This is a genomic window from Delftia sp. WSY_10, assembly GCF_043104705.1.
Taxonomy (GTDB): Bacteria; Pseudomonadota; Gammaproteobacteria; order Burkholderiales; family Burkholderiaceae_C; genus Comamonas; species Comamonas tsuruhatensis.
Window position 1 is genome coordinate 703,592 of record NZ_JBICKY010000012.1, and the last position, 14,724, is coordinate 718,315.

The 14,724-nt window shown below is 68.4% G+C and carries 10 protein-coding genes; 3 read left to right on the top strand and 7 right to left on the bottom strand.

The window, feature by feature from the left end; translation table 11 throughout:
* Positions 1 to 2 precede the first annotated feature (2 nt).
* Complete coding sequence (gene glmU / locus ACF8ML_RS05335) at positions 3 to 1,433, bottom strand: bifunctional UDP-N-acetylglucosamine diphosphorylase/glucosamine-1-phosphate N-acetyltransferase GlmU (RefSeq protein WP_070080840.1); 1,431 nt, start codon at positions 1,431 to 1,433, stop codon at positions 3 to 5.
* A gap of 104 nt (positions 1,434 to 1,537) precedes the next feature.
* Here glmU and ACF8ML_RS05340 point away from each other — a divergent pair, with 104 nt between their 5' ends.
* Positions 1,538 to 2,512: a LysR substrate-binding domain-containing protein gene (locus tag ACF8ML_RS05340; RefSeq protein ID WP_012207701.1), complete on the top strand. Its 975-nt coding sequence runs from the start codon at positions 1,538 to 1,540 to the stop codon at positions 2,510 to 2,512.
* Between the two features lie 152 nt (positions 2,513 to 2,664).
* Here ACF8ML_RS05340 and tyrS read toward each other — a convergent pair whose 3' ends face one another.
* Positions 2,665 to 3,897, bottom strand: a complete 1,233-nt coding sequence (tyrS, locus tag ACF8ML_RS05345) for a tyrosine--tRNA ligase (protein WP_016448449.1) — start codon at positions 3,895 to 3,897, stop codon at positions 2,665 to 2,667.
* A 164-nt stretch (positions 3,898 to 4,061) separates the two neighbouring features.
* Between tyrS and ACF8ML_RS05350 the strand changes: the two genes are divergently transcribed.
* Together ACF8ML_RS05350 and ACF8ML_RS05355 are read left to right on the top strand one after the other, a co-directional pair.
* A complete protein-coding gene (locus ACF8ML_RS05350) occupies positions 4,062 to 5,456 on the top strand; it encodes a peptidoglycan DD-metalloendopeptidase family protein (protein ID WP_392406574.1) in 1,395 nt (464 codons plus the stop codon).
* Positions 5,457 to 5,562: 106 nt separating this feature from the next.
* Complete coding sequence (locus ACF8ML_RS05355) at positions 5,563 to 6,711, top strand: anhydro-N-acetylmuramic acid kinase (protein ID WP_209671788.1); 1,149 nt, start codon at positions 5,563 to 5,565, stop codon at positions 6,709 to 6,711.
* A gap of 197 nt (positions 6,712 to 6,908) precedes the next feature.
* Here ACF8ML_RS05355 and ACF8ML_RS05360 read toward each other — a convergent pair whose 3' ends face one another.
* The 5 genes from ACF8ML_RS05360 to erpA form a co-directional block, all read right to left on the bottom strand.
* Positions 6,909 to 8,207: an NCS2 family permease gene (locus ACF8ML_RS05360; protein ID WP_016448452.1), complete on the bottom strand. Its 1,299-nt coding sequence runs from the start codon at positions 8,205 to 8,207 to the stop codon at positions 6,909 to 6,911.
* A gap of 176 nt (positions 8,208 to 8,383) precedes the next feature.
* Complete coding sequence (gene xdhB, locus ACF8ML_RS05365; RefSeq protein WP_154833397.1) at positions 8,384 to 10,810, bottom strand: xanthine dehydrogenase molybdopterin binding subunit; 2,427 nt, start codon at positions 10,808 to 10,810, stop codon at positions 8,384 to 8,386.
* 1 nt (position 10,811) lies between these two features.
* The gene (xdhA, locus tag ACF8ML_RS05370) at positions 10,812 to 12,425 is read right to left on the bottom strand and encodes a xanthine dehydrogenase small subunit (protein WP_392406577.1); all 1,614 of its coding nucleotides are present in this window, start codon (positions 12,423 to 12,425) and stop codon (positions 10,812 to 10,814) included.
* 279 nt (positions 12,426 to 12,704) lie between these two features.
* Positions 12,705 to 14,147: a multidrug transporter subunit MdtD gene (mdtD, locus tag ACF8ML_RS05375; RefSeq protein WP_016448457.1), complete on the bottom strand. Its 1,443-nt coding sequence runs from the start codon at positions 14,145 to 14,147 to the stop codon at positions 12,705 to 12,707.
* Positions 14,148 to 14,262: 115 nt separating this feature from the next.
* Positions 14,263 to 14,637: an iron-sulfur cluster insertion protein ErpA gene (gene erpA, locus ACF8ML_RS05380; protein WP_016448458.1), complete on the bottom strand. Its 375-nt coding sequence runs from the start codon at positions 14,635 to 14,637 to the stop codon at positions 14,263 to 14,265.
* Positions 14,638 to 14,724: the final 87 nt, after the last annotated feature.

Sequence of the window (14,724 nt, forward strand, 5' to 3'; positions counted from 1 at the left end):
TCTCAGGACTTGGGCAGTTTGACCGGGCGCTTCCAGCTGGTGATGCTCACCTGCCTGCCCCGCGATACCGTGAGCACGCCAGGCTCGGTGCTCTTGGTGACCGTGGAGCCGCCGCCCACCGTGCCGCCCGCGCCAATGGTCACGGGCGCCACCAGCACGCAGTTGCTGCCGATGTGCACGTCGGCCTCGATCACCGTGCGGTGCTTGTTCACGCCGTCGTAGTTGGCCGTGATGGAGCCGGCGCCGTAGTTGACGCGCTCGCCCACCGTGGCATCGCCCAGGTAGGCCAGGTGGTTGGCCTTGGCGCCATCGGCCAGCACGGAGTTCTTGACCTCGACGAAGTTGCCGATGTGCACTTCGCGGCCCAGCTGCGCCCCGGGGCGCAGGCGCGCAAACGGGCCCACCAGGGCGCCCTCGCCCACGCTGACGCCGGCCTTCTCGCCATCGACATGCGTGTACGGATGGATGACGGCGCCCGCCGCAATCGTGGCGTTGGCAATGCTGCAATAGGCGCCGATGCGCGCGCCTTCGCCAATCTCCACATGGCCGCTGAAGATGCAGCCCACGTCGATCTCCACATCCTGCCCGCAGACCAGGCGGGCCGCGCGGCCGGTGCGCGGGTCATCGCGCAGGTCAAAGCGCGCGGGGTCGGCCAGGCGCACGCCCTGCTCCATCAGCGTGCGGGCCTGGGCGCCCTGGTGGGCGCGCTCCAGCTCGGCCAGCTGCAGCGGGCTGTTGACGCCTGCCACCTGCACGGGGTCGGCAATGCAGTGCGCGACCACGGGCACGCCGTCGGCCACGGCCATGGCGACCACGTCGGTCAGGTAGTACTCGCCCTGGGCGTTGTCATTGGTCAGGCGGGCCAGCCAGCCGGCCAGGTGGCGGGCCGGCACGGCCATGATGCCGCTGTAGATTTCCTGGATGGCGCGCTGGGCGTCATTGGCATCCTTTTGCTCGACGATGCGCTGCACCGTGCCGTCTTCGCCGCGCACGATGCGGCCGTAGCCCGTGGGATCGGGCAGGCGCACGGTCAGCAGCGCCAGCCGCTGGCCATCGGCCGCATCGACCAGGGCGCGCAGCGTGTCGGCCTGCGTCAGCGGCACATCGCCCGAGAGCACGATGACCATGCCGTCGCCCGCCAGCGCAGGCACGGCCTGCTGCACCGCATGGCCCGTGCCCAGCTGCGGCTCCTGGCGCACGAACTTCAGCGCCATGGAGCCGCCCTGGCAGGCCGCCGCCATGGCGGGCTCCACCTGGTCCGCGCCGTGGCCCGTGACCACCACGGCCGAGCGCGCATCCAGCTGCGCCGCCGTGGAAAGCACATGGCCCAGCAACGGGCGCCCCGCCAGGCGCTGAAGGACTTTGGGCAGGCGGCTTTTCATGCGCGTGCCCTTGCCCGCGGCCATGATGACGAGATCCAGAGGTGCTGTCATAGGTGATTCATCCAAAACGCCAGAACCTGTGCCGGCAACGCCGCCGATTATCTGTCCGCCAAGGGCTGCGGCCGGTCACACGATTGACGTATGCTGGCGGCGCCATGCCCCATGCCACCACTGCACCCGTTCCCCTGCTGCGCACACGCGCCATCGGAGCCGGCCATCTGCGTGCCTTCCTGGCCGTGGCCCGGCACCTGAATTTCCGCGCGGCCGCCGACGAGCTGTCGCTGACGCAGTCGGCCGTGAGCCGCCAGATCCAGTCGCTGGAGGATGAAGTCGGCGTGCCGCTGTTCCTGCGTCACACGCGCGCCGTGGAGCTGACCGGGGCCGGCGCCCAGCTGCTGCGCTCGGTGGCGCCCGCGCTGGAGCAGATCGACGCCTCGGTGCGCCAGATCCGCCAGACCGTGGGCCGCAAGAGCGTGGCCATCACCACCTGGGCCAGCTTTGCCGCCATGTGGCTGATCCCGCGCCTGGAGTCCTTCCAGCGCGCCTGGCCCGATATCGACATCCGCATCGACACCAGCGACACCGTGATGGACCTGGACACCACCGATGTGGACCTGGCCCTGCGCTACGGCCGCGCGGGCGACGGCTGGCCCCAGGCGCAGCGCCTGTTCGGCGAGCAGCTGGCCGTGGTGGCCAGCCCGCGCCTGCTGGCCGGCGGCCCGCCGCTCAGGACGCCGGCCGACGCGGCCCGCTACACGCTGATCGAGACCGGCGACGCCCACCGCATGCCCCAGCTGGAGTGGCTGGGCTGGCAGCGCTGGTTCGGCGTGCAGGGCTGCGACCAGCTGCAGCCGCCGCGCTGGCTGTACTTCAACTACGCCCACCAGATCGTGCAGGCCGCACTGGCCGGACAGGGCCTGGCCATTGCACGGCTGCCGCTGGTGGCCGATGCGCTGGCGGCTGGCGACCTGGTCGAGGTGCTGCCCGCGCACCGGCTGGAATCGCCGCTGGCCTACTGGCTGATCGTGGGCCCGCGCAGCGCCGCGCGTCCCGAGGTGGCCGCCTTCTGCCGGTGGCTGCAGGAGCAGGCCGAGGTCACGCGCGAAACCGTCGAATCGCCCCCGGCTTGAAAAATAACCCCCACGCTCCCCTTGCTGCGCAAGGTCCGCGCCCCCCCGAGGGGGTCATTTTCATCTTGGGGCGGCCCGGCGATGAAAAAAGGACGCGGGCATGCCGGCGTCCTTCATTCCTGTGCAGCCGGGCGCATGGCCCGGCGCGGGCATCAGCCCAGCGTCACGCGCGCAAACTTGCGCTTGCCCACCTGCACCACATAGGTGCCGGCTTCGAGCTTGAGGCCCCGGTCGCTGATGGCCGTGCCGTCCACGCGCACGCCGCCGCCGTCGATCAGGCGGTTGGCCTCGCTGGTCGAGGGCGCCAGGTTGGCCTGCTTGAGCAGGGCACCGATGCCCAGCGGCGCGCCCGACAGGCTGACCTCGTCGATCTGGTCGGGAATGCCGCCCTTGCTGCGGTTGTTGAAATCCTGCTCGGCCGCATCGGCCAGCGCCGCGCTGTGAAAGCGCGCCGTGATTTCCTTGGCCAGCAGCACCTTGGCGTCCTTGGGATTGCGCCCGCCTTCCACCTCGGCCTTGAGCGCGGCGATCTCGGCCAGGCTCTTGAACGACAGCAGGGTGTACCAGTTCCACATCAGCGTGTCCGAGATGCTCAGCACCTTGGCGAACATGGTGTTGGCGTCCTCGGTGATGCCGATGTAGTTGTTCTTGGACTTGGACATCTTGTGCTCGCCGTCCAGGCCCACCAGCAGCGGCATGGTGAGCACGCACTGCGTGTCCTGCCCGTATTCCTGCTGCAGGTGGCGGCCCATGAGCAGGTTGAACTTCTGGTCCGTGCCGCCCATTTCCAGGTCGGCGCGCAGCGCCACCGAGTCATAGCCCTGCAGCAGCGGGTAGAGGAATTCATGCAGGCTGATGGAGCTGCCCTCGGTGAAGCGCTGGTGGAAGTCGTTGCGCTCCATCATGCGGGCCACCGTGTACTTGGCCGACAGCTCGATCATGCCGCGCGCGCCCAGCTTGTCGCACCACTCGCTGTTGTAGCGCACCTCGGTGCGCGCCGGGTCCAGCACCTTGGCGGCCTGGGTGTAGTAGGTCTCGGCGTTGACCTTGATCTGCTCGGCCGTCAGCGGCGGGCGCGTGCTGTTGCGGCCCGAAGGGTCGCCGATCAGGGTGGTGAAATCGCCGATCAGGAAGATCACCTGGTGGCCCAGGTCCTGCAGCTGGCGCATCTTGTTGAGCACCACGGTGTGGCCCAGGTGGATGTCGGGCGCCGTCGGATCCAGGCCCAGCTTGATGCGCAGCGGCACGCCCGTGGCCTCGGAGCGGGCCAGTTTCTGCACCCAGTCGGCCTGGGGCAGCAGTTCATCCACGCCGCGCAGGGTGATTTCAAGCGCTTGGCCTACACCTTCAGTGACCGGGTATGTTGTAACAGCAGATTGATTCATAAGGGTTTTTCGCCAGGCCGCGTAGGACCGCGTCGGTATACTCCGGGGATTTTCCCGCTGCGGCGAATTCTAGACGCCCGCCTTTCCGCACCACAGAGCGCGGACTTGTTGCCCGTCTGGAGAGCGTATCCCGCCGCTGCGATGCTGTCCGGCCCCCAGGCCGGATGCGCGCAACCCAAGGATCTGATGTTGTGAAATATGGCTTGAACCATGCCAGCGGTGCTCTTGTTGCGCGGCTGACCTCCGTGATCCAGCAACACCCCAAGCGTGTCACCGCAGCACTGGCAGCCATCTTGCTCACGGGCGGCGGCGGCGCCTTCGCCGTGGCCAACCTGGGACCCGATCCGGCCGACCTGCCGGTGCGCATGCTCTCCACGCCCGTGGAATCGCTGGCAGAAGGCCAGACCCTGGCCGAGCTGACCGACAGTGTGCAGGGCATGTCCCTGTACCGTTCCGAATACACGCGTGGCAGCGACACGGCCGAAACCCTGCTGCAGCGCCTGGGCGTGGCCGATCCGGCCGCCGCCGCCTTCATGCGCGGCAACGACCAGGTGCGCCAGCATGTGCTGGGCCGCGCCGGCCGCCTGGTGACGGCCGAGACCACGCCCGACCACCAGTTGTCCCTGCTGACCGTGCGCTGGGCACCTGACGAGGACGGCAGCTTCCGCCGCCTCGTGGTCGAGCGCAAGAACAATGAACTGAGCACACGCATCGAGACGGGCAAGCTGACCGCCTCGCCGCGCCTGGCCGGCGGCATCATCCGCAGCTCGCTGTTCGCCGCCACCGATGCGGCCTCCATTCCCGACGCCGTGGCCATGCAGATGGCCGACATCTTCCAGGGCGACGTGGACTTCCGCCGCGGCCTGCGCAAGGGCGACCGCTTCTCGGTGGTCTACGAATCGCTGGAAGCCGATGGCGAGCCGCTGCGCGCGGGCCGCGTGCTCAGCGCCGAGTTCCACAACAACGGCAAGGTCGTGCAGGCCCTGTGGTTCCAGGACGAAGGCAAGGCCAAGGGCGACTACTACACCATGGACGGCAAGAGCCGCCGCCAGGCCTACCTGACCTCGCCCGTGGAGTTCTCGCGCATCAGCAGCGGCTTTGCCATGCGCATGCACCCCATCCACAAGACCTGGCGAGCCCACCTGGGAACGGACTTCGCGGCGCCCACGGGCACCAAGGTACGCACCGTGGGCGACGGCACCGTCTCCTTCGCGGGAGTGCAGAACGGCTACGGCAACGTGATCTTCGTGGACCACGCCAACAACCACACCACGGTCTATGCCCACCTGAGCCACATCGGCGTCACGCGCGGCCAGCGCGTGGAACAGGGCGACATCATCGGCAACGTGGGCTCCACGGGCTGGGCCACGGGCCCGCACCTGCACTTCGAGTTCCGCGTCAATGGCGAGCACCGCGACCCCATGACCATCGTCCAGGCCACCGATGCCGCCCGCCCCGTCTCCAAGGCCGGCCGCGCCTCCTTCGACAAGATGGCCGCGCAGATGCGCATCGAGCTGCAGGCATCGAACGAGGCGCTGGCCTTGGCCAGCGAACGCTGAACCATCGCTGCGATCACGCAAAGGCTGCCCTGGCAGCCTTTGTTGTTTCAGGCGCATCCTTTTGTGATCGCCAGCCCCGGGGTCCCGCAGGGCTACCATTGCCGGCATGAACCAGCCAGCCCCCTCCCCCATCGCCCACCGCTACTGCATCGGCCTGATGTCCGGCACCTCGCTCGACGGGGTGGACGGCGTTCTCGTGGACTTTGCCGAAGGCACGCAGGTGCTGTGGCATGCCAGCCGGGGCTTTGATGCCGCGCTGCGCGCCGAGCTGCTGGCCCTGAACACCCCCGAGGGCCGCGACGAGCTGCACCGCGCGGCGCTGGCGGCCAATGCGCTGGCGCGCAGCTATGCCGAGGTGGTGCGGGAGCTGCTGCAGGCCACGGGCCTGGCGCCCAGCCAGATCGCAGCCATCGGCGCCCACGGCCAGACCGTGCGCCACCGGCCGCAGATGTTCGACGGCACGGGCTACACGCTGCAGCTCAACAGCCCGGCCCTGCTGGCCGAGCTCAGCGGCGTTGCCGTGGTGGCCGACCTGCGCAGCCGCGACGTGGCCGCTGGCGGCCAGGGTGCGCCACTGGTGCCCGCCTTCCACCAGGGCGTGTTCGGCCGGCCCGGCGAGACGGTGCTGGTGCTCAACATCGGCGGCATCGCCAATCTCAGCGTGCTGGCCGGCGATGGCACGGTGCTGGGCTTCGACTGCGGCCCCGGCAATGCGCTGATGGACGGCTGGTGCCAGACCCACACGGGCCAGCCCTATGACGACGGCGGCCAGTGGGCGGCCACGGGCCAGGTGCTGCCCGCCCTGCTCGACCGCCTGCTGGCCGAGCCTTTCCTGCAGCAACCGCCACCCAAGAGCACGGGGCGCGACCTGTTCCACGCGGACTGGCTGGCCGGCCATCTGTCCGCCAGTGCAACCAGCGCCGCCGATGCCCGCCCCGCCGAAGTGCAGGCCACGCTCACCGAATTCACGGCCCGGGCCTGCGCCAGTGCCGTGCAGCGCTTCGGGCGTGGCGGCGGCGAGCTGCTGGTCTGCGGCGGCGGCGCCTTCAACACGCAGCTGATGCAGCGCATCGCCGCCCTGCTGCCCGGCGTGGCCGTGGACACCACGGCCGCGCGCGGCCTGCCGCCGCAGCAGGTGGAGGCCGCCGCCTTCGCCTGGCTGGCGCGCCAGGCCCTGCTGGGTTTGCCAGGCAACTTGCCCGCCGTGACGGGCGCACGCGGCCCGCGCATCCTGGGCGCCATCCACCCCGCATAAAAAAACCATGCAAGGCATCCGCCAAGCATGGGCCCACCAAACATCTTGCCTGAGCCCAAAGCCTATGAAACTGGCGCGGCCCAAAAGCAGGGACGCCGAGCAAGAGCCGCCTCGCGGCGAGGGCGTCGTCCCCCTCCCGCGAAGCGAGAGAGGGCGCCGTGCATACGGGGGAAGGCGCGCAAGCGCCTCAGGGGGTGCTATCCGCCTATATAGACGAACTTGAAGAGGAAGACGCCGCCGATCAGCCACACCATCCAGTGCACTTCCTTGGAACGGCCCGTGAACAGCTTGAGCACGGCATAGGTGATGAAGCCGAAGGCCAGGCCATTGGCCACCGAGTAGGTGAAGGGCATGAGCAGTGCCGTGACGGCAGCGGGGATGGCCTCGGTGGTCTCGCCCCATTCGATCTCGGTCAGCTCCTTGAGCATCAGGCAGGCCACGAAGAACAGTGCAGGCGCCGTGGCGTAGCCGGGCACCACGCCGGCCAGGGGCGACAGGAACAGGCAGCACAAGAAGAGCGCGGCCACGGTCAGCGCCGTCAGGCCCGTGCGGCCACCCGCTTGCACACCGGCCGCGCTTTCCACGTAGGCCGTGGTGCTGGAGGTGCCCAGCAGCGAGCCCGCGAAGATGGCGCCGCTGTCGGCCAGCAGCGAACGGTTGAAGCGGCCCATGCGGCTGGGCACCAGCAGGCCCGCGCGCTTGGCCACGCCCATCAGCGTGCCCGTGGCGTCGAACAGCTCGACCAGGAAGAACACCAGCACCACGTTGAGGATGCCGCCCGTCAGCGCGGACTTGATGTCCAGCTGCAGGAAGGTGGGCGCGATGGAGGGCGGCGCCGAGAACACGCCGTGGAACTCGTTGCCCGCGAAGAAGAACGAGGCCACGGTGACCACGACGATGCCGATCAGGATGGCGCCCGGCACCTTCAGGCGGTCCAGCACCACGATGATCAGAAAGCCCAGCGAGGCCAGGATGACTTCGGGCTTGTGCAGGTCGCCCAGGGTCACGAAGGTGGCCGGCGATGCCGCGACGATGCCCGCGCTCTTGAGCGCGATCAGCGCCAGGAACAGGCCGATGCCCACGGTGATCGCTATGCGTATGGACTGCGGTATGCCCTTGATGATCAGCTCCCGCAGGCCGAACAGCGTCACCAGCAGGAACAGGCAGCCCGAGACGAAGACCGCGCCCAGCGCGGCCTGCCAGGTGAAGCCCATGTGCAGCACCACCACGTAGGCGAAATAGGCGTTCAGGCCCATGCCCGGCGCCAGCGCAATGGGATAGTTGGCGTACAGCGCCATGATGGTCGTGCCCAGCGCCGCGATCAGGCAGGTGGCCACGAAGACGGCCCCCTTGGGCATCCCCGCATCCCCCAGGATCGAGGGATTGACGAAGATGATGTAGGCCATCGTCAGAAAGGTCGTCAGGCCCGCGACCAGCTCGGTTCTTACATTGGTGCCGTGCTCACTGAGCTTGAACACCCGTTCCATCCAGTTCATCGCATTGTCTCCGTGTTGTTTTCGCATGCGGGGCGCAACGGTTGTGAAAGCGCCCAGGGTTGAGCACCGGCTGTCCAGGCCGGCACAAGGCATGGCACCCTGCCGGGCGGCCATGGACCTGGTTGCGCGCATCGCTGCGCGCGGATTCAAGGAATGAGGGGGCGGCGCCGGTCCGCTCAGCTCCCGGCGGCCTGCACGGCCTCGATGGCGCGCAGGATGGATTCCGGCGTGGCCGGCGATTGCAGCGGCGGGTTGCTGCGGTGCCCGCCCGCGGCCGAGACGGCATCGCGGATGGCGAAGAACACCGAGAACGGCAGCAGCAGCGGCGGCTCGCCCACGGCCTTGCTGCGGTGGATGGAGTCCTCGAAGTTGTCGCCCTCGAACAGCCGCACGTTGAACACGGGCGGGCAGTCGTTGGCCGTCGGGATCTTGTAGGTGCTGGGCGCGTGCGTGGTGAGCTTGCCGCTTTGCGGGTGCCAGACCAGCTCTTCCGTGGTCAGCCAGCCCATGCCCTGGATGAAGGCGCCCTCGACCTGGCCCACGTCCACGGCCGGGTTCAGCGAGCGGCCCACGTCGTGCAGCACGTCGGCGCGCAGCAGCTTGAACTCGCCGGTCAGCGTGTCCACCACCACCTCGCTCACGGCGGCGCCGTAGGCATAGTAGAAGAAGGGCCGGCCCTGCATGGTGTCCTTGTTCCACGACAGGCCGGGCGTGGCATAGAAGCCGTCGGACCACAGCTGCACGCGCTCGATGTAGGCCTCGCCCACCACGGCCTTGAAGTCCAGCACCTTGCCGTTGACGTGGACCTGGTCGTTGGCGAAGCGCACGTCCTCCGCGCGACCGCCATGGCGCTCTGCGGCGCAGGCGGCCAGGCGCTCGCGGATCTGGCGCGCCGCGTCCTGCGCGGCCTTGCCGTTGAGGTCGGCCCCCGTCGATGCCGCCGTGGCCGAGGTGTTGGCCACCTTGGTGGTGTCGGTGGCCGTGACGCGCACGCGACCGAAGCCCACGCCCAGCTCGTGCGCCACGACCTGGGCCACCTTGGTGTTCAGGCCCTGGCCCATCTCGGTGCCGCCGTGGTTCACGAGGATGGAGCCGTCGTTGTAGACATGGACCAGGGCGCCGGCCTGGTTGAAGTGCTTGACGTTGAAGGAGATGCCGAACTTGAGCGGCGTCAGCGACAGGCCGCGCTTGAGCACGGGGCTGGCCGCGTTGAACTCGGCGATGGCATCGCGGCGCGCGCGGTAGTCGCTGCAGGTTTCCAGCTCGGCCACCAGCTCGTGGATGATGTTGTCGGTCACGACCTGGCTATAGGGCGTGACGTTGCGCTCGGTCTTGCCGTAGAAGTTGACGCGGCGCACGTCGAGCGCGTCGCGCCCCAGCTCGCGCGCCACCGTCTCCATGATGTTCTCGATGGCGATCGCGCCCTGCGGGCCGCCGAAGCCGCGGAACGCCGTATTGCTCTGCGTATTGGTCTTGCCGGAGTAGCCGTGCATGGACACATCGGGCAGCCAGTACGTGTTGTCGAAGTGGCACAGCGCGCGCGTCATCACGGGGCCCGACAGGTCGGCCGAGTGGCCGGCGCGCGAGACCATGGAGATCTCGGCGCCGAGGATGCGGCCCTCGTCGTCGTAGCCCACCTCGTACTCGTACCAGAAGCAGTGGCGGCGGCCCGTGATCATGAAGTCGTCATCGCGGTCCAGGCGCAGCTTGACGGGGCGGCGCAGCCGCGTCGCGGCCACCGAGGCCACGCAGGCGAACAGGGCCGACTGCGACTCCTTGCCGCCGAAGCCGCCGCCCATGCGGCGGCACTCCACATGCACGGCGTGCGAGGCCACGCCCAGCGCATGCGCCACCAGGTGCTGCATCTCGCTGGGGTGCTGGGTGGAGCAGTACAGGTGGACGGCGCCGTCCTCCTTGGGAATGGCGTAGCTGATCTGGCCTTCCAGGTAGAACTGCTCCTGGCCGCCCACGTAGAACGAGGACTTCAGGCGGTGCGGCGCCTCGTCCATGGCGCGGCGCGCGCCGCCTTCATTCGTGCTGCGCGCCAGGTGCATGGGCGGCAGCACGTACTGGCCCAGCTCATGCGCCTGCTGGGGCGTGAGCACGGGCGGCTCGGCCGTGATGTCGGCCGCCGCCTTGGCCTGGGCCGCAGCCAGACGCGCCGCCTCGCGGCTTTCGGCGATCACGGCGAACAGCGGCTGGCCCAGGTAGCGGATCTCGCCGCTGCACAGGATGGGGTCGTCGTGGATGATGGAGCCGCAGTCGTTGACGCCGGGAATGTCCTCGCCGGTGAGCACGGCCACCACGCCGGGCATGGCGCGGATGGCATCCAGCCTGAGCGCATTGAGCCGGCCATTGGCCACGGGAGACAGGCCCAGCGCGCAGTGCAGCGTGCCGTCCAGCTCGGGCAGGTCATCGATGTAGGCGGCCTCGCCGGCCACATGCAGATGGGCCGATTCATGCGGGCGGCTGATGCCCACGCGCTGGCCCTGGGTGTGGGCGCCGGCCTCGGCACGCTCGTCCACGCGGAAGGCGGCGTTCTTCAGGTAATGCGCAAAGGCCTCGGACGAGTGCAGCAGGGAAGGGTCGATGGGGCGGTTCATTTCAGGCTCCTTGGTGCACTGCGTGGGGCATCACGCTCCAGACGCTGGTGGCCTGCAGCGGCAGCGGCTGCTGCGGACGTGTCTCCAGCCACAGGCGCTGCAGCAGGTTCTGCGCCACCTTGAGCCGGTAGTCGGCGCTGGCGCGCATGTCGGACATGGGCTTGAAGTCCTGGGCCAGCGCGGCCTGGGCGGCCTTCACTGCGGCCTGGTCCCAGGGCTGGCCCACGATGGCCGCCTCCGCCAGGGCCGCACGCTTGACCACGGCGGCCATGCCGCCAAAGGCCAAGCGGGCGGACTTCACCACCTCGCCATCGAGCTCGATGGCCAGCCCCGCGCACAGCGCCGAGATATCGCAGTCAAAGCGCTTGCTGATCTTGTAGGCACGGGTCTGGCGCCGTGCAGCGTCCAGCGGCACGGCCAGTGCCTGCACGAACTCGCCCGGCTCCAGCTGGTTCTTCATGTAGTCCAGGTAGAAGTCATGCAGCGGCATGCGGCGCACGCGCGCGCCCTTGCGCAGCTCGATCTGCGCGTCCAGCGCCATCAGCACGGGCGGGGAGTCGCCAATGGGCGAGCCATTGGCCACGTTGCCGCCCATGGTGCCCGCATGGCGGATGGGCACGGAGGCAAAGCGCAGCCACACATCGGTCAGCCCCTCGAAGCGCTGCGACAGCGCCGACCAGGCCGATTCCAGCGAGGCACCGGCGCCGATGTACAGCTCGCCGCCGTCCAGGCTGCCTTCGCCGCGGCGTTCCTCGACACGCTTCATCTCGGCCACGTCGCCCACATAGACGATGTCGCCCAGGTCGCGGAACTGCTTGGTCACCCACAGCCCCACATCGGTGGAGCCTGCCAGCAGGCGAGCGCGGGGCTTGGCCTCGCACACGGCGGCCAGCTCGTCCAGCGTGCGCGGAGCGTGGAAGCTGTCCACACGGCCGCCCTGGGCGGCGTTGGGCGCAGCGTAGTCCAAGCCGGCATCCTGCGCGCGCAGGCCCTGCAGCGCCTGCACCACGGGTTCGGTGGCCATGCGCGTGGCGGGCAGGTCGAACATGCGCTGGCCTGCGTCCAGGATGGGACGGTAGCCCGTGCAGCGGCACAGATTGCCCGACAGCTCGTCGGCCAGCTGCTGGCGCGAGGGACGCGTGCCGGCCTGCTGGTGGTGCTCGTAGGCCGACCACAGCGACATCACGAAGCCCGGCGTGCAAAAGCCGCATTGGGAGCCGTGACAGTCCACCAGCGCCTGCTGCACGGGGTGCAGCTCGGCGCCGCCTGCGGGCTCGCCCGTGGCACAGCCCTGCTTGCCGGCGCACTGGCCCTTGACGTCCTCCACCGTGAACAGCGCCTTGCCGTGCAGCGTGGGCAGGAACTGGATGCAGGCATTGACCGTCTGCAGCTGCAGGCCGCCCACGGCGTCGGGCGCGCCGTCTTCGGCCAGCTCGGCGATGACCACGGTGCAGGCGCCGCAGTCACCTTCGTTGCAGCCCTCCTTGGTGCCGGTGCAGCGCGCGTCGCCGCGCAGCCAGTCGAGCACCGAGCGCGTGGGATGCGGCCCCTGTACCTCGACGATCTGGCCGCGGTGATAGAAGCGGATGGGTTGGGAACTGGGGCTCTGGCTCATGCTCGTGGGGGCAACTGCTGGTGCGTGGACTGTTCGGATCACGACTTACGCAAATTCCGAGGAAGAAAGCCGCTGGCCCTGTGGCGATGGCGTGTTTGCGTTCTTGCTTGCGTAAGTCCTGCGGATGTACCCGAGATTAAGTCCAGCCCCGCCCAAACGCATAAGACGGCCTCGATATTTCCTATGCGGGCTGCCATATATCCTTGCCAAAAACAAGGGTAAACCCGCAACAAAAGTGTGGATTGCAGCGGTTCAGGGTTCAAAAGCTATGCACAGCCCTCACTCGTGCTCGGCCGGCTCCAAAGGCTTGGGCCGCACATCCTCATCGTCGCCCAGCTGCGAGAAGATCATGGTCGAGGCCAGCGTCACCGCGCCCATGCAGACGAAGGTGGCGCGGAAGGCATTGAGGGTGTGCTGCGGCGTATCGCCGCCGAACCATTCGCTGAAACCGGCCAGCACCGCACCTGCGGCGGCCACGCCCATGCCCATGGCCAGCATCTGCACCATGGACAGCAGGCTGTTGCCGCTGCTGGCGTTGCCGGCATCCAGGTCCTTGAGCGTGACGGTGTTCATGGCCGTGAACTGCATGGAGTTGGTGGCGCCGAAGATCAGCAGCTGGACGATGACCACCCACAGCGGCAGCGCCGTGGAGACCGTGCCGAAGCTGGCGATCATCAGCGACAGCACCAGGGTGTTGCCCATGAGCACGCGGCGGTAGCCGATGCGCTGGATGAGGGTGGTGGTCTGGCGCTTCATGGCCATGCTGGCCAGCACCGTGGGCAGCATCATCATGCCGGCCTGCAGCGGCGAAAAGCCCAGGCAGACCTGCAGCACCAGCGGGATCAGGAAGGGCATGCAGGAGCTGCCCAGGCGCGAGAACAGGTTGCCCAGCAGGCCCACGCGCAGGCTGCGCACGGCAAACAGCTCGGGGGCGAACAGCGGGTCTGGCCGGCGCAGTGCGTGCAGCCAGTAGGCAGCCAGGCTGGCCAGGCCGAAGATCAGCAGCACGAAGACCATGGCGCCATGGATGCCCTTGCCCGACATGCTGTCCAGCGCCAGCGACACGGCCACCATGCCGAAGGCCAGCAGCGCATAGCCCACGCCGTCGAAGCGCTTGACGGCGAAGCGGTCGCCCACGGGCATGAAGCGCAAGGTAGCGGCCAGGCCGATCAGGCCCACGGGCACGTTGACCAGGAAGATCCAGTGCCAGCTCACGTACTCCACCATCCAGCCGCCCAGCGTGGGGCCGATCAGCGGCCCGACCAGGCCGGGGATGGCCACGAAGCTCATGGCCTTGAGGAACTGCTCGCGCGGGAAGGCGCGCAGCACGGCCAGCCGGCCCACGGGCATGAGCAGCGCACCGCCCATGCCCTGCAGCACGCGTGCGGCCACCATCAGCTGCAGGTTGGGAGCAATCGCGCACAGCACCGATCCCAGCACGAACAGCGCAATCGCCCACAGGTAGACGCGCCGCGTGCCGAAGCGGTCGGCCATCCAGCCCGATGCCGGGATCAGCATGGCCATGGTCAGCGAATAGGCGACGATGACGGACTGCATGCGCAGCGGGCTCTCGCCCAGGGCCTCGGCCATGGTGGGCAGCGCGGTATTGACGATGGTGCCGTCCAGCGTCTGCATGAAAAAGCCGATGGCCACGAGCCATAGGAGCACCGAACGCGAGGAGGATGTGGTGGAGGCGGAAGCGCTTTTGTCTTCAGGAATCATGGCAAGGCAGCAATGCGCAGGCGTTAAAAAACCGCCTGCGCATTGCTGCGCGGCGGTTGGTGGCGTGTTGTGCGGCGGGCTGCTGCGGGCTTCACTGCAGCGCGGCCGACACGGCTTACACCGAGAAGCTCGATCCGCAGCCGCAGGTGGTAGAGGCGTTGGGGTTCTTGATCACGAACTGCGCGCCCTGCAGGTCTTCCTTGTAGTCGATCTCGGCGCCGACCAGGTACTGGTAGCTCATGGCGTCGATCAGCAGCGACACGCCATTCTTGGTCATGGTCGTGTCGTCTTCGTTGGTGATCTCGTCGAAGGTGAAGCCGTACTGGAAGCCCGAGCAGCCGCCACCTTGCACGAACACGCGCAGCTTCAGGTCAGGGTTGCCTTCCTCGGCGATCAGATCGGCCACCTTGGCAGCTGCGCTGTCGGTGAAGACGATCGGGGTGGGCATTTCGGCGGTGGTGGTTTCGGTGATTTCTGCGACGGCGCTCATGGGGATACTCCGAAGTTCTCAATTGGCCCGAATGGTACAGCAAAGGGCTCGGGAATTCCCGGGGCTGCCGGCTTGACGACAGTGCAA